The 14651-nt window shown below is 75.3% G+C and carries 11 protein-coding genes; 4 read left to right on the top strand and 7 right to left on the bottom strand.

Annotated elements, in window-relative coordinates; all coding sequences use genetic code 11:
• Positions 1–68: 68 nt before the first annotated feature.
• The gene (locus FGG90_RS13615) at positions 69–2246 is read left to right on the top strand and encodes a phosphocholine-specific phospholipase C (RefSeq protein WP_094126483.1); all 2178 of its coding nucleotides are present in this window, start codon (positions 69–71) and stop codon (positions 2244–2246) included.
• Positions 2247–2386: 140 nt separating this feature from the next.
• On the opposite strand, the gene FGG90_RS13610 is transcribed toward FGG90_RS13615, so the two are convergent.
• Positions 2387–3121 carry a helix-turn-helix domain-containing protein gene (locus FGG90_RS13610; RefSeq protein ID WP_094126484.1) on the bottom strand — a complete coding sequence of 245 codons (735 nt, stop codon included), beginning with the start codon at positions 3119–3121 and terminating at the stop codon, positions 2387–2389.
• 211 nt (positions 3122–3332) lie between these two features.
• Between FGG90_RS13610 and FGG90_RS13605 the strand changes: the two genes are divergently transcribed.
• The 3 genes from FGG90_RS13605 (at position 3333) to FGG90_RS13595 (ending at position 9311) form a co-directional block, all read left to right on the top strand.
• The gene (locus FGG90_RS13605; protein WP_237583422.1) at positions 3333–5351 is read left to right on the top strand and encodes a S53 family peptidase; all 2019 of its coding nucleotides are present in this window, start codon (positions 3333–3335) and stop codon (positions 5349–5351) included.
• Positions 5348–8170 (top strand): hypothetical protein, encoded by a 2823-nt coding sequence (locus tag FGG90_RS13600; protein WP_133065121.1) that lies wholly within the window; start codon positions 5348–5350, stop codon positions 8168–8170. Before FGG90_RS13605 ends, FGG90_RS13600 begins: the two co-directional genes overlap by 4 nt.
• A gap of 334 nt (positions 8171–8504) precedes the next feature.
• Complete coding sequence (locus FGG90_RS13595; protein WP_094126488.1) at positions 8505–9311, top strand: hypothetical protein; 807 nt, start codon at positions 8505–8507, stop codon at positions 9309–9311.
• A gap of 92 nt (positions 9312–9403) precedes the next feature.
• On the opposite strand, the gene FGG90_RS13590 is transcribed toward FGG90_RS13595, so the two are convergent.
• The 6 genes from FGG90_RS13590 to FGG90_RS13565 all read right to left on the bottom strand — a co-directional run bounded on the left by FGG90_RS13590 (position 9404) and on the right by FGG90_RS13565 (position 14632).
• A complete protein-coding gene (locus FGG90_RS13590) occupies positions 9404–9898 on the bottom strand; it encodes a GNAT family N-acetyltransferase (protein ID WP_237583421.1) in 495 nt (164 codons plus the stop codon).
• A complete protein-coding gene (locus tag FGG90_RS13585) occupies positions 9895–10794 on the bottom strand; it encodes an alpha/beta fold hydrolase (protein ID WP_094126489.1) in 900 nt (299 codons plus the stop codon). Before FGG90_RS13585 ends, FGG90_RS13590 begins: the two co-directional genes overlap by 4 nt.
• A gap of 38 nt (positions 10795–10832) precedes the next feature.
• Positions 10833–11678: a transglutaminase family protein gene (locus FGG90_RS13580; RefSeq protein ID WP_086517973.1), complete on the bottom strand. Its 846-nt coding sequence runs from the start codon at positions 11676–11678 to the stop codon at positions 10833–10835.
• The gene (locus FGG90_RS13575) at positions 11675–12604 is read right to left on the bottom strand and encodes an alpha-E domain-containing protein (protein WP_086517976.1); all 930 of its coding nucleotides are present in this window, start codon (positions 12602–12604) and stop codon (positions 11675–11677) included. The genes FGG90_RS13580 and FGG90_RS13575 overlap by 4 nt, the downstream gene beginning before the upstream one ends.
• Before the next feature lie 5 nt (positions 12605–12609).
• Positions 12610–14367 (bottom strand): circularly permuted type 2 ATP-grasp protein, encoded by a 1758-nt coding sequence (locus FGG90_RS13570; RefSeq protein WP_094126490.1) that lies wholly within the window; start codon positions 14365–14367, stop codon positions 12610–12612.
• Positions 14368–14458: 91 nt separating this feature from the next.
• Positions 14459–14632: a hypothetical protein gene (locus tag FGG90_RS13565; protein ID WP_165771354.1), complete on the bottom strand. Its 174-nt coding sequence runs from the start codon at positions 14630–14632 to the stop codon at positions 14459–14461.
• Positions 14633–14651: the final 19 nt, after the last annotated feature.

Below are 14651 nucleotides of genomic sequence, written 5' to 3'. Positions count from 1 at the left end.
ACGTGGACGGCGCGCGGGATCCGTCGCCCGCCGGGCGCGGCACGATCCAGGAAGAAGGACCCGTCACCGTGAGCACCTCCAAGCCCGAAGAGCACGCCCCGGACGTCGACCTCGAGGCCGGCGTCGACGCCGCTCCCCCGCTCGATCCCTCCCGCCCCTACCGCGGCGCCGTCCGCCCCGGCGTCAGCCGCCGCACCGTCCTGATGAGCGGCGCCGCCGCGATCATGGCCGGCGTCGCCGCGGGATCCGTCGCCGGCACCGGCACGGCGAGCGCCACCGCCGCGACCGCCGCGACGCGCCGCGGCCTCACCCGCAGCATCCGCGACGTCGAGCACGTCGTGATCCTCATGCAGGAGAACCGCTCCTTCGACCACTACTTCGGCACGCTGCCGGGCGTCCGCGGCTTCGGCGACAAGCAGGCCGTCGAGCTGCCCGGCGGCGGCACCGTCTTCGCGCAGCCCGACGCGACCCGCCCCGACGGCGGCCGGATGCTGCCGTTCCCGCTCGACTCGTCCCGCTTCAACGCGCAGGGCGCCGGCGGCCTCGACCACTCCTGGAAGGGCGGGCACGCGGCCTGGAACGCGGGCGCGTGGGACAACTGGGTCGTCGCGAAGAGCGAGCAGACCATGGGCTACTTCACGAAGGACGACCTCCCCTTCCACCACGCCCTCGCCTCCGCCTTCACCATCGCCGACCACTACCACTGCTCCCTCATCGGGCCGACGACGCCCAACCGCCTCTTCCAGTGGACGGGCACGGTCGACCCGCGCGGGAAGGCCGGCGGCCCCGCCATCGACAACCCGGACGACTACGCGCCCGTCTTCAGCTGGACCACGTACCCGGAGCGCCTGCAGCAGGCGGGGATCAGCTGGAAGACGTACGCGAACGACGAGGTCGGCGACGAGGGCACGCACCCCTACGTGGGCGACTACGGCGACAACCCGCTGTGGCTCTTCCACCAGTACCACGAGGCGCTCGCGTCGACGGATCCCGCCACGCGCGCGCTCGCGGAGGCCGGCGGCCTGCACGACGGGTGGAAGCCGGACTCGGGCAAGGGCCTCGATGTCACGCACCTGCTCAGCGAGTTCGGGCGCGACGCCGCCGCCGGCACGCTGCCGGCCGTGTCGTACGTGGTCGCGCCCTACGGCTGGAGCGAGCACCCGAAGGCGAGCCCGGACTACGGCGCGCACTACACGAACGCGGTGATCCAGGCGCTCATGAGCAACCCCGACACGTGGGCGCGCACGGTCCTGCTCATCAACTACGACGAGAACGACGGCTACTTCGACCACCAGCTGCCGCCGCTCGCCGAGCCCGGCACCGCCGACGAGTACGTCGACGGCCTGCCCATCGGCTATGGCACGCGCGTGCCGCTCACGGTCGTCTCGCCGTGGAGCCGCGGCGGCTGGGTCGACTCGCAGGTGTTCGACCACACCTCGGTGATCCGCTTCCTCGAGACGTGGACGGGCGTGCACGAGCCGAACATCTCCGACTGGCGGCGCACGATCTCGGGCGACCTCACCTCGTGCTTCGACTTCGCGCACCCCGACTTCTCGATCCCGTCGGCCGCGGAGGTGCTCCCGATGAGCGCCACGCAGGCGCTCGTCGCGGCGGCGGACGCCGACATGGCGAAGCCGCCCGTTCGGGAGCCCGCGGTGGGCGCGCAGCGGATGCCCGAGCAGGAGGACGGCACCATGCGCCACCGCCCGCTCCCCTACCGCCAGGACGCCGACGTGGCGGTGGACCGGGCGAGCGGACGGGTCACGCTCACGATGCGCAACCGCGGCCGGCAGGGCGTCTCCCACCAGGTGTTCCCCAACATCGCGCTGCCATTCGCGTCGACGCCGTTCACGGTCGCGCCGCGCGGCACGGCGACCTACACGTGGGACGGATCCGCGCACGCGGGGGCGTACGACTTCAGCCTCTACGGGCCCGACCGGTTCCTCCGCCGCTTCGCCGGCACCGTGGTCGCGGCGGGGAAGGACGACGTGCCCGTGCCGCGGGTCTCGGCCGAGACGATCCCGGGCGGCAAGCCCGTGCTGCGGCTCACGCTCGCGAACGACGGGACCCCGTCGGTGCACTACACGCTGACGGCCAACGACTTCATCACGCGCGAGCGGCACGAGACGGTGAAGCCCGGGCGCAGCACCACGGTGAACTGGCCGGTGGACGAGTGGGGCTACTACGACGTGGTGGTCACCGCGGCCGACGGCTTCCGGTACCGGTACGCGGGTCGCGTGGAGTAGCGCGGCGCCCGGCGACGACGCCGGCCGGTCCCTCGGGGGCCGGCCGGCGTCGTCGTCGTGCGGACGCCGCCGGGTCCTTCGGGGGCCGGCCGGCGTCGGCGTCGTCGTGCGGCCGCCGGCGGCGCGTCAGCGCGGGCGCATCAGGCGCGGGCGCGGCCCTCGGGCGCCGGGGCGGCGGCGCGTCCGGCGGCGCGCGCGGGACCGAGGTGCGCCTCGGACGGATCCGGCCGGCCCTCCTCCACGCGCGCCAGGTCGAGCGGTCGGGCGGCGCACACCACGGCGTCGGCGTCGGCGATGCCCAGGTGGGCGAGCAGCGGGATCCAGAGGGCGCGCAGCCGCTCCGCCAGGTCCCCGTCGGCCGCCCGCGGGGACCGGTAGGAGAGCACGCCGAAGGTGGCGCTGAGCAGCACGTCGACGGTCAGGTCGAGGTCGGCCGCGGCGACGGGCACGCCCCGGAGCGCGAGCTCCGCCGCCAGGTGCTCGCGCGTGAACCCCCACACGTCGAAGCGGCGCTCGACCGCGAGGCCGAGGCGCGGCAGGTCCTGCAGGAGGCGGACGGCGCCGGCCGCGACCGGGCACACCTCCACGGTGCGCGCGGCGGTGAGGAGGAAGACGACGAGCTCGGGCAGGGCGCCCGGCCGGTCGAGCGCGGCCTCGATGCGGAGCCAGCGGTCCTCCTGGTCGTCGACGACCGCGCCCGCGAGGCTCTCCTTCGACGCGAAGAGGTGGTAGCCGATGGCGGACTTGGGCTTGCCCATCGCCTCGGCGACGCGCGAGAACGACGTGCCCTCGTAGCCGTGCGTCGCGAACTGGGCACCGGCCGCCTCGACGATCGCGCGCCGGGCGCGGGACACCGCCGCCTGCCGCTGGTCCATGTCGCGCTCCCGTCCGGTCCCGATCGGGATCCGACGGAGGCTACGCATGCGGAGCGTCGGGAAGGCGACGTCCGGGTGAACGGACGGCGCCGGGAGCGGGTCGACGAGCGCCCCGTCCCGCCCTCCACAGGCGGTGAGAACGCTTCTCAATGAGGGATAGCATCCGCACGCGCCCTCGCGCACACCCCCTTGAATCGAAGACGGATCCCGCATGCCCTCACGTCCCTCGTCCCTCCCACCCGTCGAGGCCCGCGGGCCCGCCGAGCGCCCGCCCACCGGGGGCCGCATCCGCGCCCTCGCGCGCCGCCGCCCGCTGTCCGCGCACGCCCGGCCCGTCGCCCTCGGCACGGGCGTCGTCGCCCTCGCGGCCGTGGCGGCGCTCGTCGCGAGCGCGCTCGCCGGCACCGGATCCGCGTCCGCCGTGGCCGACCCGGCCGCCGCGCGCGCCGCGTCCGGCCTGCGCGCGCTCGACGGCTCCGCGCCCGCGTGGCCCGCCGCCGACCCCGCCGTCCGCGAGGGCGACGCGCCCGCGGACGCGACGGCCTCCTTCACGGTGCTGCTGGATCCGGCACGCGGCGACGCCGCGCCGGCCGTCGCCGCCTGGCTGCGCGACCGCGGCCTCGACGTGGGCGACGCGCGCGGCGAGGTCGCCGCGCTGCCCGTCTCCGGCACGCTCGCGGTCGCCTCGCGGGCGTTCGACACCGGGTTCGCCCGGTTCCGCGTCGGCGGCCGGGAGGTCGTCGCCCCCGAGCGGACCCTCGCCGTCCCCGCGGCCCTCGACGCCGTGCGCGGCGTCGCCGGCACCGTGCAGGGCGACGTGCTGATGCCGTCGGACGCGGAGCCCGCCGACGCGCAGGCCGACGACGCGCAGGCTGCCGCGACCGCGCATGCTCCCGCCGCCGCCGTCCCCGCGCCGATCCCCGGCCAGGCGTCCGGCGGATCCCCCGCATCCTCCGCCGACGACGGCACGTGCGCCGCCTGGTGGGGCCAGCGCCTCACCGACGCGTGGCCCGCCTCCGTCGCCGTCGCGCACCGCTCGAACTCGCTGTGCGGCTACGGCCCGGCGCAGCTGCGACGCGTCGACGACGTGCCCGCCGAGGACCGCGGCGCCGGCGCGACCATCGCGATCGTCGCGGCCTACGACGACCCGGACACGCAGGCCGACACCGACACCTACTCCCAGGCGGTCGGCGAGCCCGCCTTCACGGCCGGCCAGTACCGCGACCACCCGTCCGCCTCGCCGCGCACCGGCATCTGCGGCGGACCCACGGCATGGACGGACGAGCAGCACCTCGACGTGCAGGCGGTCCACGCGATGGCACCCGACGCGGCGGTCTCCTACTGGGGCGCCGACGACTGCACGAGCACGAGCCTCTACACGCGGATCCTCGACGCGGCGGAGGACGGGCCGGACGTGATCAGCCTGTCCTTCGGCGCGATGGAGGGCCTCGACACGGCCGACGATCGCGAGCTCCTCAACCGCGTGCTCGTGGAGGCCGCGGCGCGCGACGTCTCCGTCTTCGCGTCCACCGGCAACGACGGCGACTACAGCGGCGTCGGCGACCACGGCGGCACCGCCACGGTCGCGTCGCCCGCGTCGAGCCCGTACGTGACCGCGGTCGGCGCGACGAGCACCGGCCTCGCCGAGGACGGCTCCATCGCCGTCGAGGCGGGCTGGGAGACCGAGACCCGCTTCGCGCGCAACGGCGCCCTGATCCCGCCGGGCTTCGCGTTCGGTGCGGGCGGCGGCCAGTCCGCGGTCTACGCGCGGCCCACCTGGCAGGCCGACCGGCTCGCCGTCGCGGGCACCGGCCGGCTGCTGCCGGACGTGGCCTCGCTCGGGGATCCGGACACGGGCTTCATCACCTACGGCCCGCACAAGAGCCGCACCGAGTACGCGGCACACGGCGGCACGAGCCTCGCGACGCCCATGGTCGCCTCCATGGTCGCGATCTCCAAGGCCGTCACCGGCCGGCGCTTCGGGCTCGCGAGCCCCGCCCTCTACGCGCTGATGGGCACGGGCGCGCTGCGCGACGTGCAGCCCGCGTCCGCCGCCACGTGGTCCCCGACGGGACCGTCGGCGGGAGCGCTGTGGCCCGAGACGCTCTTCCTGTGGGACACCGGGAGGCAGGGGCTCCGCTCCGCCCCCGGCTGGGACGACGTGACCGGGGCCGGCGTGCCCGCGGGTCGCGCGTTCATCGAGGGCCTCGGCGCGGGAGCCGGACGATGAGCCGGGCTGCGGTCCGGGCCGCGCGCCCGACGACGCGGCGCCTCGGCGTGCGCGGATCCGTCGGGATCCTCGGCGCGACCGGCGCCACCGCCCTCGCGGCGCTCCTCGCGCTCGGCGGGCTCGCGCCCCTGGCGGCGCACGCGGCCGACGTCGTGCTCGCGCGCGCCTCGGGCGTGGAGATCGTCGACATCGACGGCGACACCCTCACCGCGCCCACGCCGCTCGCCGAGTGGTCGGCGGGGAAGGCGGTGACGCGCGAGATCGCGTCCACCGGCGACGTGATGAAGCTCAACACCACGCAGACGACCGGGCTGCGCTCCACGGCCGGCCCGACGGGCGCGTCCAGCAGCATCGCGAGCGGCACGCTGCAGCTCCGCGACCGGCCGGCCATCGTCTTCTCCGGCCTCACCGTGTCGTGCACGCCCGGCGGCACGCCCGCCGTGCACCTCGACCGGCTGACGATCGGCGGCGTCGACGTGACGGCCGACGCGGACGCGACGCCCGGCTGGTCGCGCGACCTGCCCGAGTCGGTCTACGGCGCGACCCGCGTCATCGTCGGATCCACGGCGAAGGCCGACGACGGATCCGCCACCACCGTCGGCATCGACCTGGAGGCGGAGGCCGGGGCCTCGGAGATCTGGCGCGTGCGCGCCGGATCCGTGACCTGCGCGGCGGCCGCCGCCGTGCCCGTCCCGACGCCCTCGGCATCGCCGACGCCCGCGCCGACCCCGGCGCCCGACCCGGATCCGGCCCCCGCGCCCGAACCGACCCCGGCGCCGGATCCCGATCCGGCGCCCGCTCCCGCCACCGGCCGCGTCGCGACCGGCGTCACCGTGACGTCCCCCGACGGCACGCGCGTGATCGACGGGCAGCCGCGCGTCGAGGGCCTCGACCGCAGGTCCTCCGCCGACGCGCTCGCCGCGACGGACGGATCCGCCGAGCACGCCTCCTCGGTGCGCGTCGAGACCGGCGCGGACGGCACCACCACGATCGGCGTCGGCTCCTTCGAGCAGCTGCCGGGCGCCCCCGCCGACCCGCTCGCCGAGTACCGGTGGACGGCGTTCCGCGTCTACGGGCTCACCGCCACGGTCACGCCCGCGGGCCAGGTCTCGACGGAGTTCACGGATCCCGGCAGCGCCGTCTTCGTCGACGGACGCTGGATCGACACCACCACCGACCTCTACACGGGCGTCGACGAGAAGGGCGCGCCGCGGGTCACCGTCGCGTTCGGCGAGCACGAGACGGCGGCCGACGGCACCGTCACGGTCACCGCCGTGCACTACCGCGACCTCACGGGCCAGCATCCGGACGTGCGCCTCGGCACGGTCGTCGTCCCGCCCGCGGCCGGGCAGGTCGCGGGCGCGTACGGCGTGGGCGTCACCGCGGCCGACGGCACGGTGCTCGTCGCGCCGCAGCCGGCCGCGACCGTGGCCGCGCCGCACGCGACGGCGGATGCCGTGACCGGCACGGGCACGGATCCCGACACCGCGTCGGCCGTCGCCGTCGACCTCGGCACGGGCTCCGCCGCGGGCACCGCCACGGTCGACGTGGGCGGGTTCCGGCAGGTGCCGGGCGCCGCGACGGATCCGCTCGCCGACTACCGCTGGCCGGCCCTCCGCGTCGCCGGCCTGCACGCGGCCGTCTCCGCCGCGGGCGCGATGACGGTGTCCTTCGCGGACGCGGGGAACGCGGTGTTCGTGAACGGCGTCTGGATCGACACGACCACCGACCTGTACACGGGCGTCGACGAGCACGGCACCCCGCGCGTCGAGGTCCGGTTCGGCGAGCGCTCGGTCGCGTCCGACGGCACGGTGACCCTCACGGCGCTGCACTACCGCGACCTCACCGGACGCTTCCCCGAGGTGCGCCTGGGCGTCGTGACCGTGGCGGCGGGCAGCGGGTCCACGCCCGCGCCGGATCCGTCGCCGACGCCCGTCACGATCGTGCCGGACACGGCGCCCACCGGCTGGTCGGCGTACGGGATCCGCGCGACCGGGCCGAGCGCCGTGGCGGCGACGCCGGTGGCGCGGCCGGATGACGCGGCCGCCGTGGCCCCGGCCGCGCTCAGCGCCTCGGAGGCGACCGCGACCGATCCGGGCACCAGCGCCGGGGACGGCGCAGCGGGCCAGATCCGCGCGACGGGCATCCACCTCGCCTCGAGCGGCGGATCCGGCAGCGCGTCCCTCGACGACGTCGCGCTCTACCCGGGCAGCCGCCTGGCCGTCGCGATCCGGGGCCTGCGGGTGCAGGTCGACGGCGGCGCCGTGCGCGTCTCGAGCGACGGCGGCAGCATCGCCGGCGCCGCGCTCGCGGCCGGCGACATCGCCCCGGGCACGCGGTTCGCGCTGCCCGACGGCGGATCCGCGGTGCTCGCCGAGGACGTGACCACGGGCGCGTCCCGCACGGTCACGGGCCTCCACCTGGTCGACGCGTCCGGCCTCGACGCGGACGTGTCCGCGGCCGTGGTCACGACGGCCGCGGTGGCCGTGAGCCCGGGCGGCTCGGGGTCGGATCCGGGCACCGGCGGCGGATCCGGGACGGGCACGGGCACGTCTCCCGGATCCGGCTCCGGCGCCGCCACCGCCGGCTCCGCCTCCCCCGGCGCCCTGTCGGCGGACGGCTCGAGCCCGGCCGGCACCTCCGGCACGGGCGCGGGCACGAGCGCGAGCGCCGGCCTCCGCGGCTCGCTGCCGCGCACCGGGTCCTCCCCCGCGGCGACGCTCGCCCTCGCGGCGCTGCTGCTGGTCGTCGGATCCGCGGGCGCGCTCGAGGCACACCGCCGCCGCCGCGCGCGGACGGGCCGCCCGACGCGCGCCTGATCGGGTCCGGCCGGACACGCGCTCCGGCCGGACGCCGCGCGCTCCACCCCCGCTCCGCCCTCCCTCCGCCCCCGCGGAGCGGAGGGCGGAGCCGTCTCCGCACCCGCGGCACACGGTCGCCGGATGCCTGCGCCGCGCACTGTCGCCGAGTGCCGAGGAAATGCCTCCGCACATGCGCAGGGAAAGCGTAAGAAATCAGCGGTTATGTACATGGAAATGCGTTAGGAGGAAAAACGGGAATATCTTTCCGACCGGATTCCACGCCGGTCGGCGCGACGAGATAACGCTGCCCGGCGGGGTCCACCACCACCCACCCGCCCATCCGGAGGCAGCGATGTCCAGCACCACCGTCCACCCGTCCACCGGGATGAACCCGTCATCCCCCCACCACCGCCCGCGGCCGATCCGTCGTGGCGTCCTGCTCACCCTCCTCGCGGTCGCGGTCGTCTCCGTGTACTCGACGGGGATCGTGCCGACCGGGATCGTCCCGGCCGATGCCGCGACGCTCGCGTCGTCGCCCACGCACCCCGTCATCGCGCCGGCGATCCCCGCAGCCGTCCGCGCCGGGACCGTCGACCAGGACGTCCGATCCGGGCGCATCACGGTCGACCAGCTCGCCGACGCCGCCGAGGTCAACTCGGGATCCGCGGCCTCGCTGCCGGCCGCCGCCCTGCCCGCGGAGCACGCCCGGCTCGTGACGGAGATCCGGGCGCAGGTCGCGCAGATCCGCCTCGAGCGCCCCGACGCCGAACCGGCGACGATCGAGCTCGGCGCCGACGCCGCCGGGAGGCTCACGATGGCCGCGGGTGGGCATGGCACCGCCACCCTCGACCCCGCGCACCCCGGCTCGGCACCCGCCGCGAACCCGCTGGTCACCTCGGACAGCTGGCGCTCCTTCTGGCACGCCGTCTCGCACCCGCACATCAAGTTCCACATCTCGGCGATCGTGATGAAGACCGCCGTCTCCACCATCGGCGCGCTGACCGCGGGCTCCCTCTGCGCCATCGCCGGACCCATCGGATGCGCCTTCGTCGGCGGGTTCATGACCGGGCTCGTCGCGTTCATCCTGGGGACGCGCTGCGGCAACGACGGCATGTGGGTCGTGTTCCCCGACACCCAGTACGACAGCTACTGCGGATGACGATCCGACGCTGATCCGCGCGCGGCCGCTCGTCGGCCGCGGCACGCCGGCGACGCGGGCCGTCGGGAGCCATCTCCCGGCGGCCCGCGTCGTCACCACCGCAGCAGCAGCACGTCCGATCCGCCCTCGCGCCCCGCGGGCACGAAGCCGAGGGACGCGTAGAGCGCCCGGGCGCGGTCGTTGCCGTCCTCCACGCTGAGGCTCACGGCCGGGGCGCCGGATGCGCGGACCGCCGCGACGAGCTCCCCGAGCATCCGCCGCCCGAGGCCCCGGCCCCGCGCCGACGGGACGAGCGCCATCCCGAGCTCGGGGACGTCGGTCGCGACGAAGCCGTAGCCGCGGTCGTCGTCGGCGAAGAGGCGCGCCCATGCCGCGCCGACGGGACGGCCGGCGAGCTCCGCGACCTCGCCGACGTCGCCCACGCGCGGCCAGCCGGCCACGTAGTGCGCGAGCTCGGGGGTGGCGAGCATCCGCTCGCGCGTCATGGCCCCGTCGTCGCGCCAGTCCATCGACGCGAGCAGCATGTCCTCGAGGAACGGCAGGTCGTCGGCGCGGGCCGGGCGGATGGCCGCCTCGACCGCGGTCACGCGTTCTCGCCGTCGGCGTCCGCGGCGTCCCCGACCGGCGCCACCCGCGATTCCAGCCAGCTGCGCAGGTCCGCGACCACCTCGTCGCGGTTCGTCTCGTTGTAGATCTCGTGCCGCGCGCCCGGGTACACGATGAGCAGCACGTCGCTGAGGCGCGAGCGGCGGCTGTAGTCGCGGGCGAGGAGCTGCATGCCGCGGCGGCCGCCGAGCGAGTCCTCCTCGCCGCCCTGGATCAGCACGGGCAGGTCGGTCGCGAGCTTCCGCGGCGGGCGGCCCATGATCTGCACGGAGTCGCGCATCCGGTACGGCTTCAGCGCGTTCACGTCGAAGTTGCGGTCGTCGGCGCCGAACGCCCGCTGCGCCTCCGGATCCCGCGACAGCCACTCGAAGCCCGACGCCGCCGGGTGCCGCCAGCGCTTGTTGAGGTCGCCCGTGTTGACGACGCCGGGCATCGCGAGCGTCGCCCCGCTCAGCACGAGCCCCGCGTAGAGGTGCGACGCGCGCGCCACGATGCGCTGCGCGAGGAGCGCGCCCCAGCTGTGGCCGAGGAGCACGAGCGGCAGGTCGGGCAGGTCGCGCCGGAGCCGCTCGCTCACCAGCTGGATCCCGTCGAGCGCCGCCCGGTGCCGCCGGGGCCCCAGCACGCCGATGCCGAGGTGCCCGAGCCCGGTGGCGCCGTGCCCGCGGTGGTCGTCGGCCGCGACCGTGAAGCCCATCGCGTTCAGCTCGCGCGCGAGCCGGGCGTAGCGCAGCGCGTGCTCGCCGACGCCGTGCGCGATGTGCACGACGGCCCGCGGACGCTCCGCCTCCCACACGTAGTAGTGGAGGGTCACGCCCTCCGCGTCCACGAGGGTGCGGTGGTCGGCTCCGCCGGTGGAGCGCTCGTCGTCGGGCATGGATCCAGACTAGGGGCGCCCGCCCCGGCCGCCGAGGGTCAGGACTCGCGCGTGATCTCCACCCGCACGAACAGCTTCGACCGGAACGGACCCGCGTAGATGCCGCGCAGCGGCGCCACGTCGCGGTAGTCGCGTCCGCGGCCGACGAGCACGTGCCGGTCGCCGATGTCGATGAGGTTCGTCGGGTCCCAGCCGCGCCACTCGCCGCAGTACCACTCGACCCACGCGTGCGACTCGCCCGTGACGGTCTCGCCGACGGCCGCGTTCGGCTTCGGGTGCAGGTAGCCGCTCACGTAGCGCGCCGGGATCCCGACGTGCCGCAGCGCGCCGATGACGATGTGCGTGATGTCCTGGCAGACGCCGCGGCCCTGCTCCCACGCCTCGCGCGCGGTCGACTGGACGCTCGTCACGCCCGCCATGTACTCGACCCGCTCGCCGATCGCGCGGGCGATCTCCGCGGCGGCCTCGCACGGCGTGCCGGCGCCGCCCGCGATCTCCTCCGCGAGCGCGACGACCTCCTCGTGCGGCGCGGTGCGCGCGGTCTGCGCGACCTGCTCCACGTGCTCGGTGGCCCGCTCGACCTCGACCGCGAGGTCGTCCCAGCCGAGCTGGTGCGGCTCGTGCGCGCGGGGGCGCACCTCGACGAGGCTCGTGGCCGTGAGCTCGAGCGACCGGTGCGGGCTGAGGATCTCGAACGACGAGACCCGCGTGCCGAAGTAGTCGACGTAGGTGTGGTGCCCCGGCTTCGGCTGGATGTCGAGGTTCGAGTACAGGACGAACTGGTTCTCGCTCGACACGGGCAGCATCCGCGCCTCGTTGTACGACGCGGTCACCTCGCCCTCGTAGTGGAAGCCGGTCCGGTGGGTGATGCGCAGGCGGTTCACGAGTTCTCTCCGACCCAGCTGGGTGCCGCGTTGGTGGGGAAGTAGCGCTGGCGGACGGCCTCGCTGGTGGCGCTGGTGGCCTCCTGCACGGCGTCCATGAAGCGCGGGAGGTCCTCGAGGATCTCGGCGATCGGCCGGTACTCGAGGTCGCTCCGGATCTGCCCGAGCAGCCGCTGCGCCTGGTCGGACACCCCGAGGCGGTCGGTGCGCGGCTCGATGTCGTGCAGGCACTGCTCGGCGCGGCGGATCGAGTGCGTGATCGACCGCGGGAACAGCCGGTCGAGCAGCAGGAACTCGGCCGCGTTGCGCGCGCTCGGCACGCCGCGGTACGTGCGCAGGTACGCCTCGTACGCGCCGCAGGAGCGGAGGATCGTGGTCCACGACGGCCCGCTCGCCTCGGTGAGCGCGCGCGTCGCGAGGAGGCGGGCCGTCATGTCGGCGCGCTCGATGGAGCGGCCGAGCGTGAAGAACTGCCAGGCCTCGTCGCGGCTCGTGCCCGACTCGACGAGCCCGACCGCGAGGGCCGAGCGCTCGCGCACCCAGCCGAAGAACTCGTGCACGCGGTCGTTCGCGATCTTCCGCGGCATCCGGGCGCGCGTCGTGTTGAGGCACTCCCACAGCTCGCTCGAGACGATCTCGCGGGCCCGCCGCGCGTTCTCCCGGGCGGCGCCGAGCGAGTACGCGATGGAGGCGGGCTGCGTGCGGTCCACCGCGAGGAGCGCGAGCACGTCGTCCCGGCCGAGCACGTCGTCGGAAGGGACGTCGCTGCCCATCACGCTGAGGAGCGAGCGGCAGGCGGTGTCCTCGTCGATCCACGGGTCCTCGAGCAGGAGCTGGAGGTGCACGTCGAGGATGCGGGCCGTGCCGTCGGACCGCTCGATGTAGCGGCCGATCCAGAACAGCGACTCGGCGATGCGCGACAGCATGGGCATCAGCGGTCCCCCTCGGCGGTGGTGGCGGGTGCGGTGGACGCGCCTGCGGCGGTGGTGGCGGGTGCGGTGGACGCGCGTGCGGCGGCGGCGGATGCGGCGGGCGGCGCGGCGGCCGCCTGCTGCTGCTGCTGCTCGTGCTGGTCGCGGTTGCGCGGGGCGTCGTGCGGGGACTGGTCGGGGGCCTTGTCGCCGTCGACGATCGGGATCGACGTCGTGACCGCGGCCTGGTCGGCGACGAGCGTCTGCACGCTGCGCTCGCGCGTGGCCGTGGGGAAGCCGGAGTCGCCGACGACCCAGGTGTCCTTGGATCCGCCGCCCTGGCTGCTGTTGACCACGAGCTGGCCCTCGGGGAGCGCCACGCGCGTGAGCCCGCCGGGCAGCACCCAGATGTCACGGCCGTCGTTGACGGCGAAGGGCCGGAGGTCGGCGTGCCGCGGGCGCATGCCGTCCTCCACGAGCGTGGGGATGGTGCTGAGCTGCACGACCGGCTGCGCGATCCAGCCGCGCGGGTCCTTGAGGAGCCGCGCCCGGAGCTCGGCGAGCTCGCCCGCGGAGGCGGCGGGGCCGACCACGAGGCCCTTGCCGCCGGATCCGTCGACGGGCTTCACGACGAGCTCGGGCAGCCGGTCGAGCACCTCCTCGAGCGACTCCGGGTCCTCGAGGCGCCAGGTGTCGACGTTCGGGATGATGGCGTCCTCGGCCAGGTAGTAGCGGATGAGGTCGGGCAGGTACGTGTAGACGAGCTTGTCGTCGGCGACGCCGTTGCCGACCGCGTTCGCGATGGTGACGTTGCCGAGGCGCGCCGCGAGCATGAGGCCGGGCGAGCCGAGCATGGAGTCGGCGCGGAACTGCAGCGGATCCAGGAACTCGTCGTCGACGCGGCGGTAGATGACGTCGACGCGCATGGGGCCGCCCGTGGTGCGCATCCAGACGCGGCCGCCGGAGCAGAACAGGTCGCGGCCCTCGACGAGCTCGACGCCCATGAGGCGGGCGAGCAGCGTGTGCTCGAAGTAGGCGCTGTTGTAGACGCCGGGCGTGAGGACGACGACGTTCGGGTCCTCGACGCCGTCGGGCGCGCTCGCGCGGAGGGCCTGCAGGAGCTTGTTCGGGTAGTCGCCGACGGGTCGGACGCGCATCGAGACGAAGAGCTCGGGGAGGGTCTGGGCCATGACGCGGCGGTTGGAGATGACGTAGCTGACGCCGGAGGGCACGCGCACGTTGTCCTCGAGCACCCGCATCTCGCCGGCCTCGTCGCGCACGAGGTCGATGCCGGACACCTGGATGCGGACGCCGTTGGCCGGGTCGATGCCCGCGGCCTGGCGGTGGAAGTGGCTGGACGAGCTGATGAGGCGGGCGGGGATCACGCCGTCGCGGATGGCGCGCTGCGGCCCGTACACGTCGGCGAGGAACGCCTCGAGCGCCCGGACCCGCTGCGCGACGCCCTTCTCGAGCCGGCTCCACTCGGCCTGCTCGATGACGCGCGGCACGGCGTCGAGCGGGAACGGCCGCTCCTCGCCCGCGAAGTCGAAGGTGACGCCCTGCGCGAGGTAGCTGGTGGCGAGCGCGTCGGTGCGGTCCTTCAGCTCCTCCTTGGTCATGCGGGAGAGCGCCGCGTGGATCTCGCGGTAGGCCGCCCGCGCGACGGCGGGCTCCCCGGCGATCGGCGGATCCCGGAACATCTCGTCGAACGGCATCGCACCGCCTGTGGCCCGGCGTGCGGCCGCGAGCGTGCCGTATCCCTCGAACAGATCACCCATGGCCGCAGACTAACGGGGGCGTGTGTCGGGGGTGTTTCCTGCTCCGGTCAGGCGGGTCGCGCGCCGGCGGGGCCGACGGGACGGGCGCGGATCAGGCGTCGGTGCGCTTGAGGACGTGCGCCGGGATCGCGATGGAGGCCGAGACGAGCAGGATGCCGCCGAAGAAGCTCAGGAGCTCGAAGCCCTCGATGTAGAACGCGAACGCGAACAGCGCCATGCCGCCCAGGAAGAGGGCGAACGCGATGATGAAAGCGACGATGTTCACGAGGGCACCTGAATCCGTT

The organism is Clavibacter michiganensis subsp. tessellarius (genome assembly GCF_021922985.1).
In the GTDB taxonomy this organism is placed as follows: Bacteria; Actinomycetota; Actinomycetes; order Actinomycetales; family Microbacteriaceae; genus Clavibacter; species Clavibacter tessellarius.
This window is presented reverse-complemented; position numbering and strand designations above follow the sequence as displayed.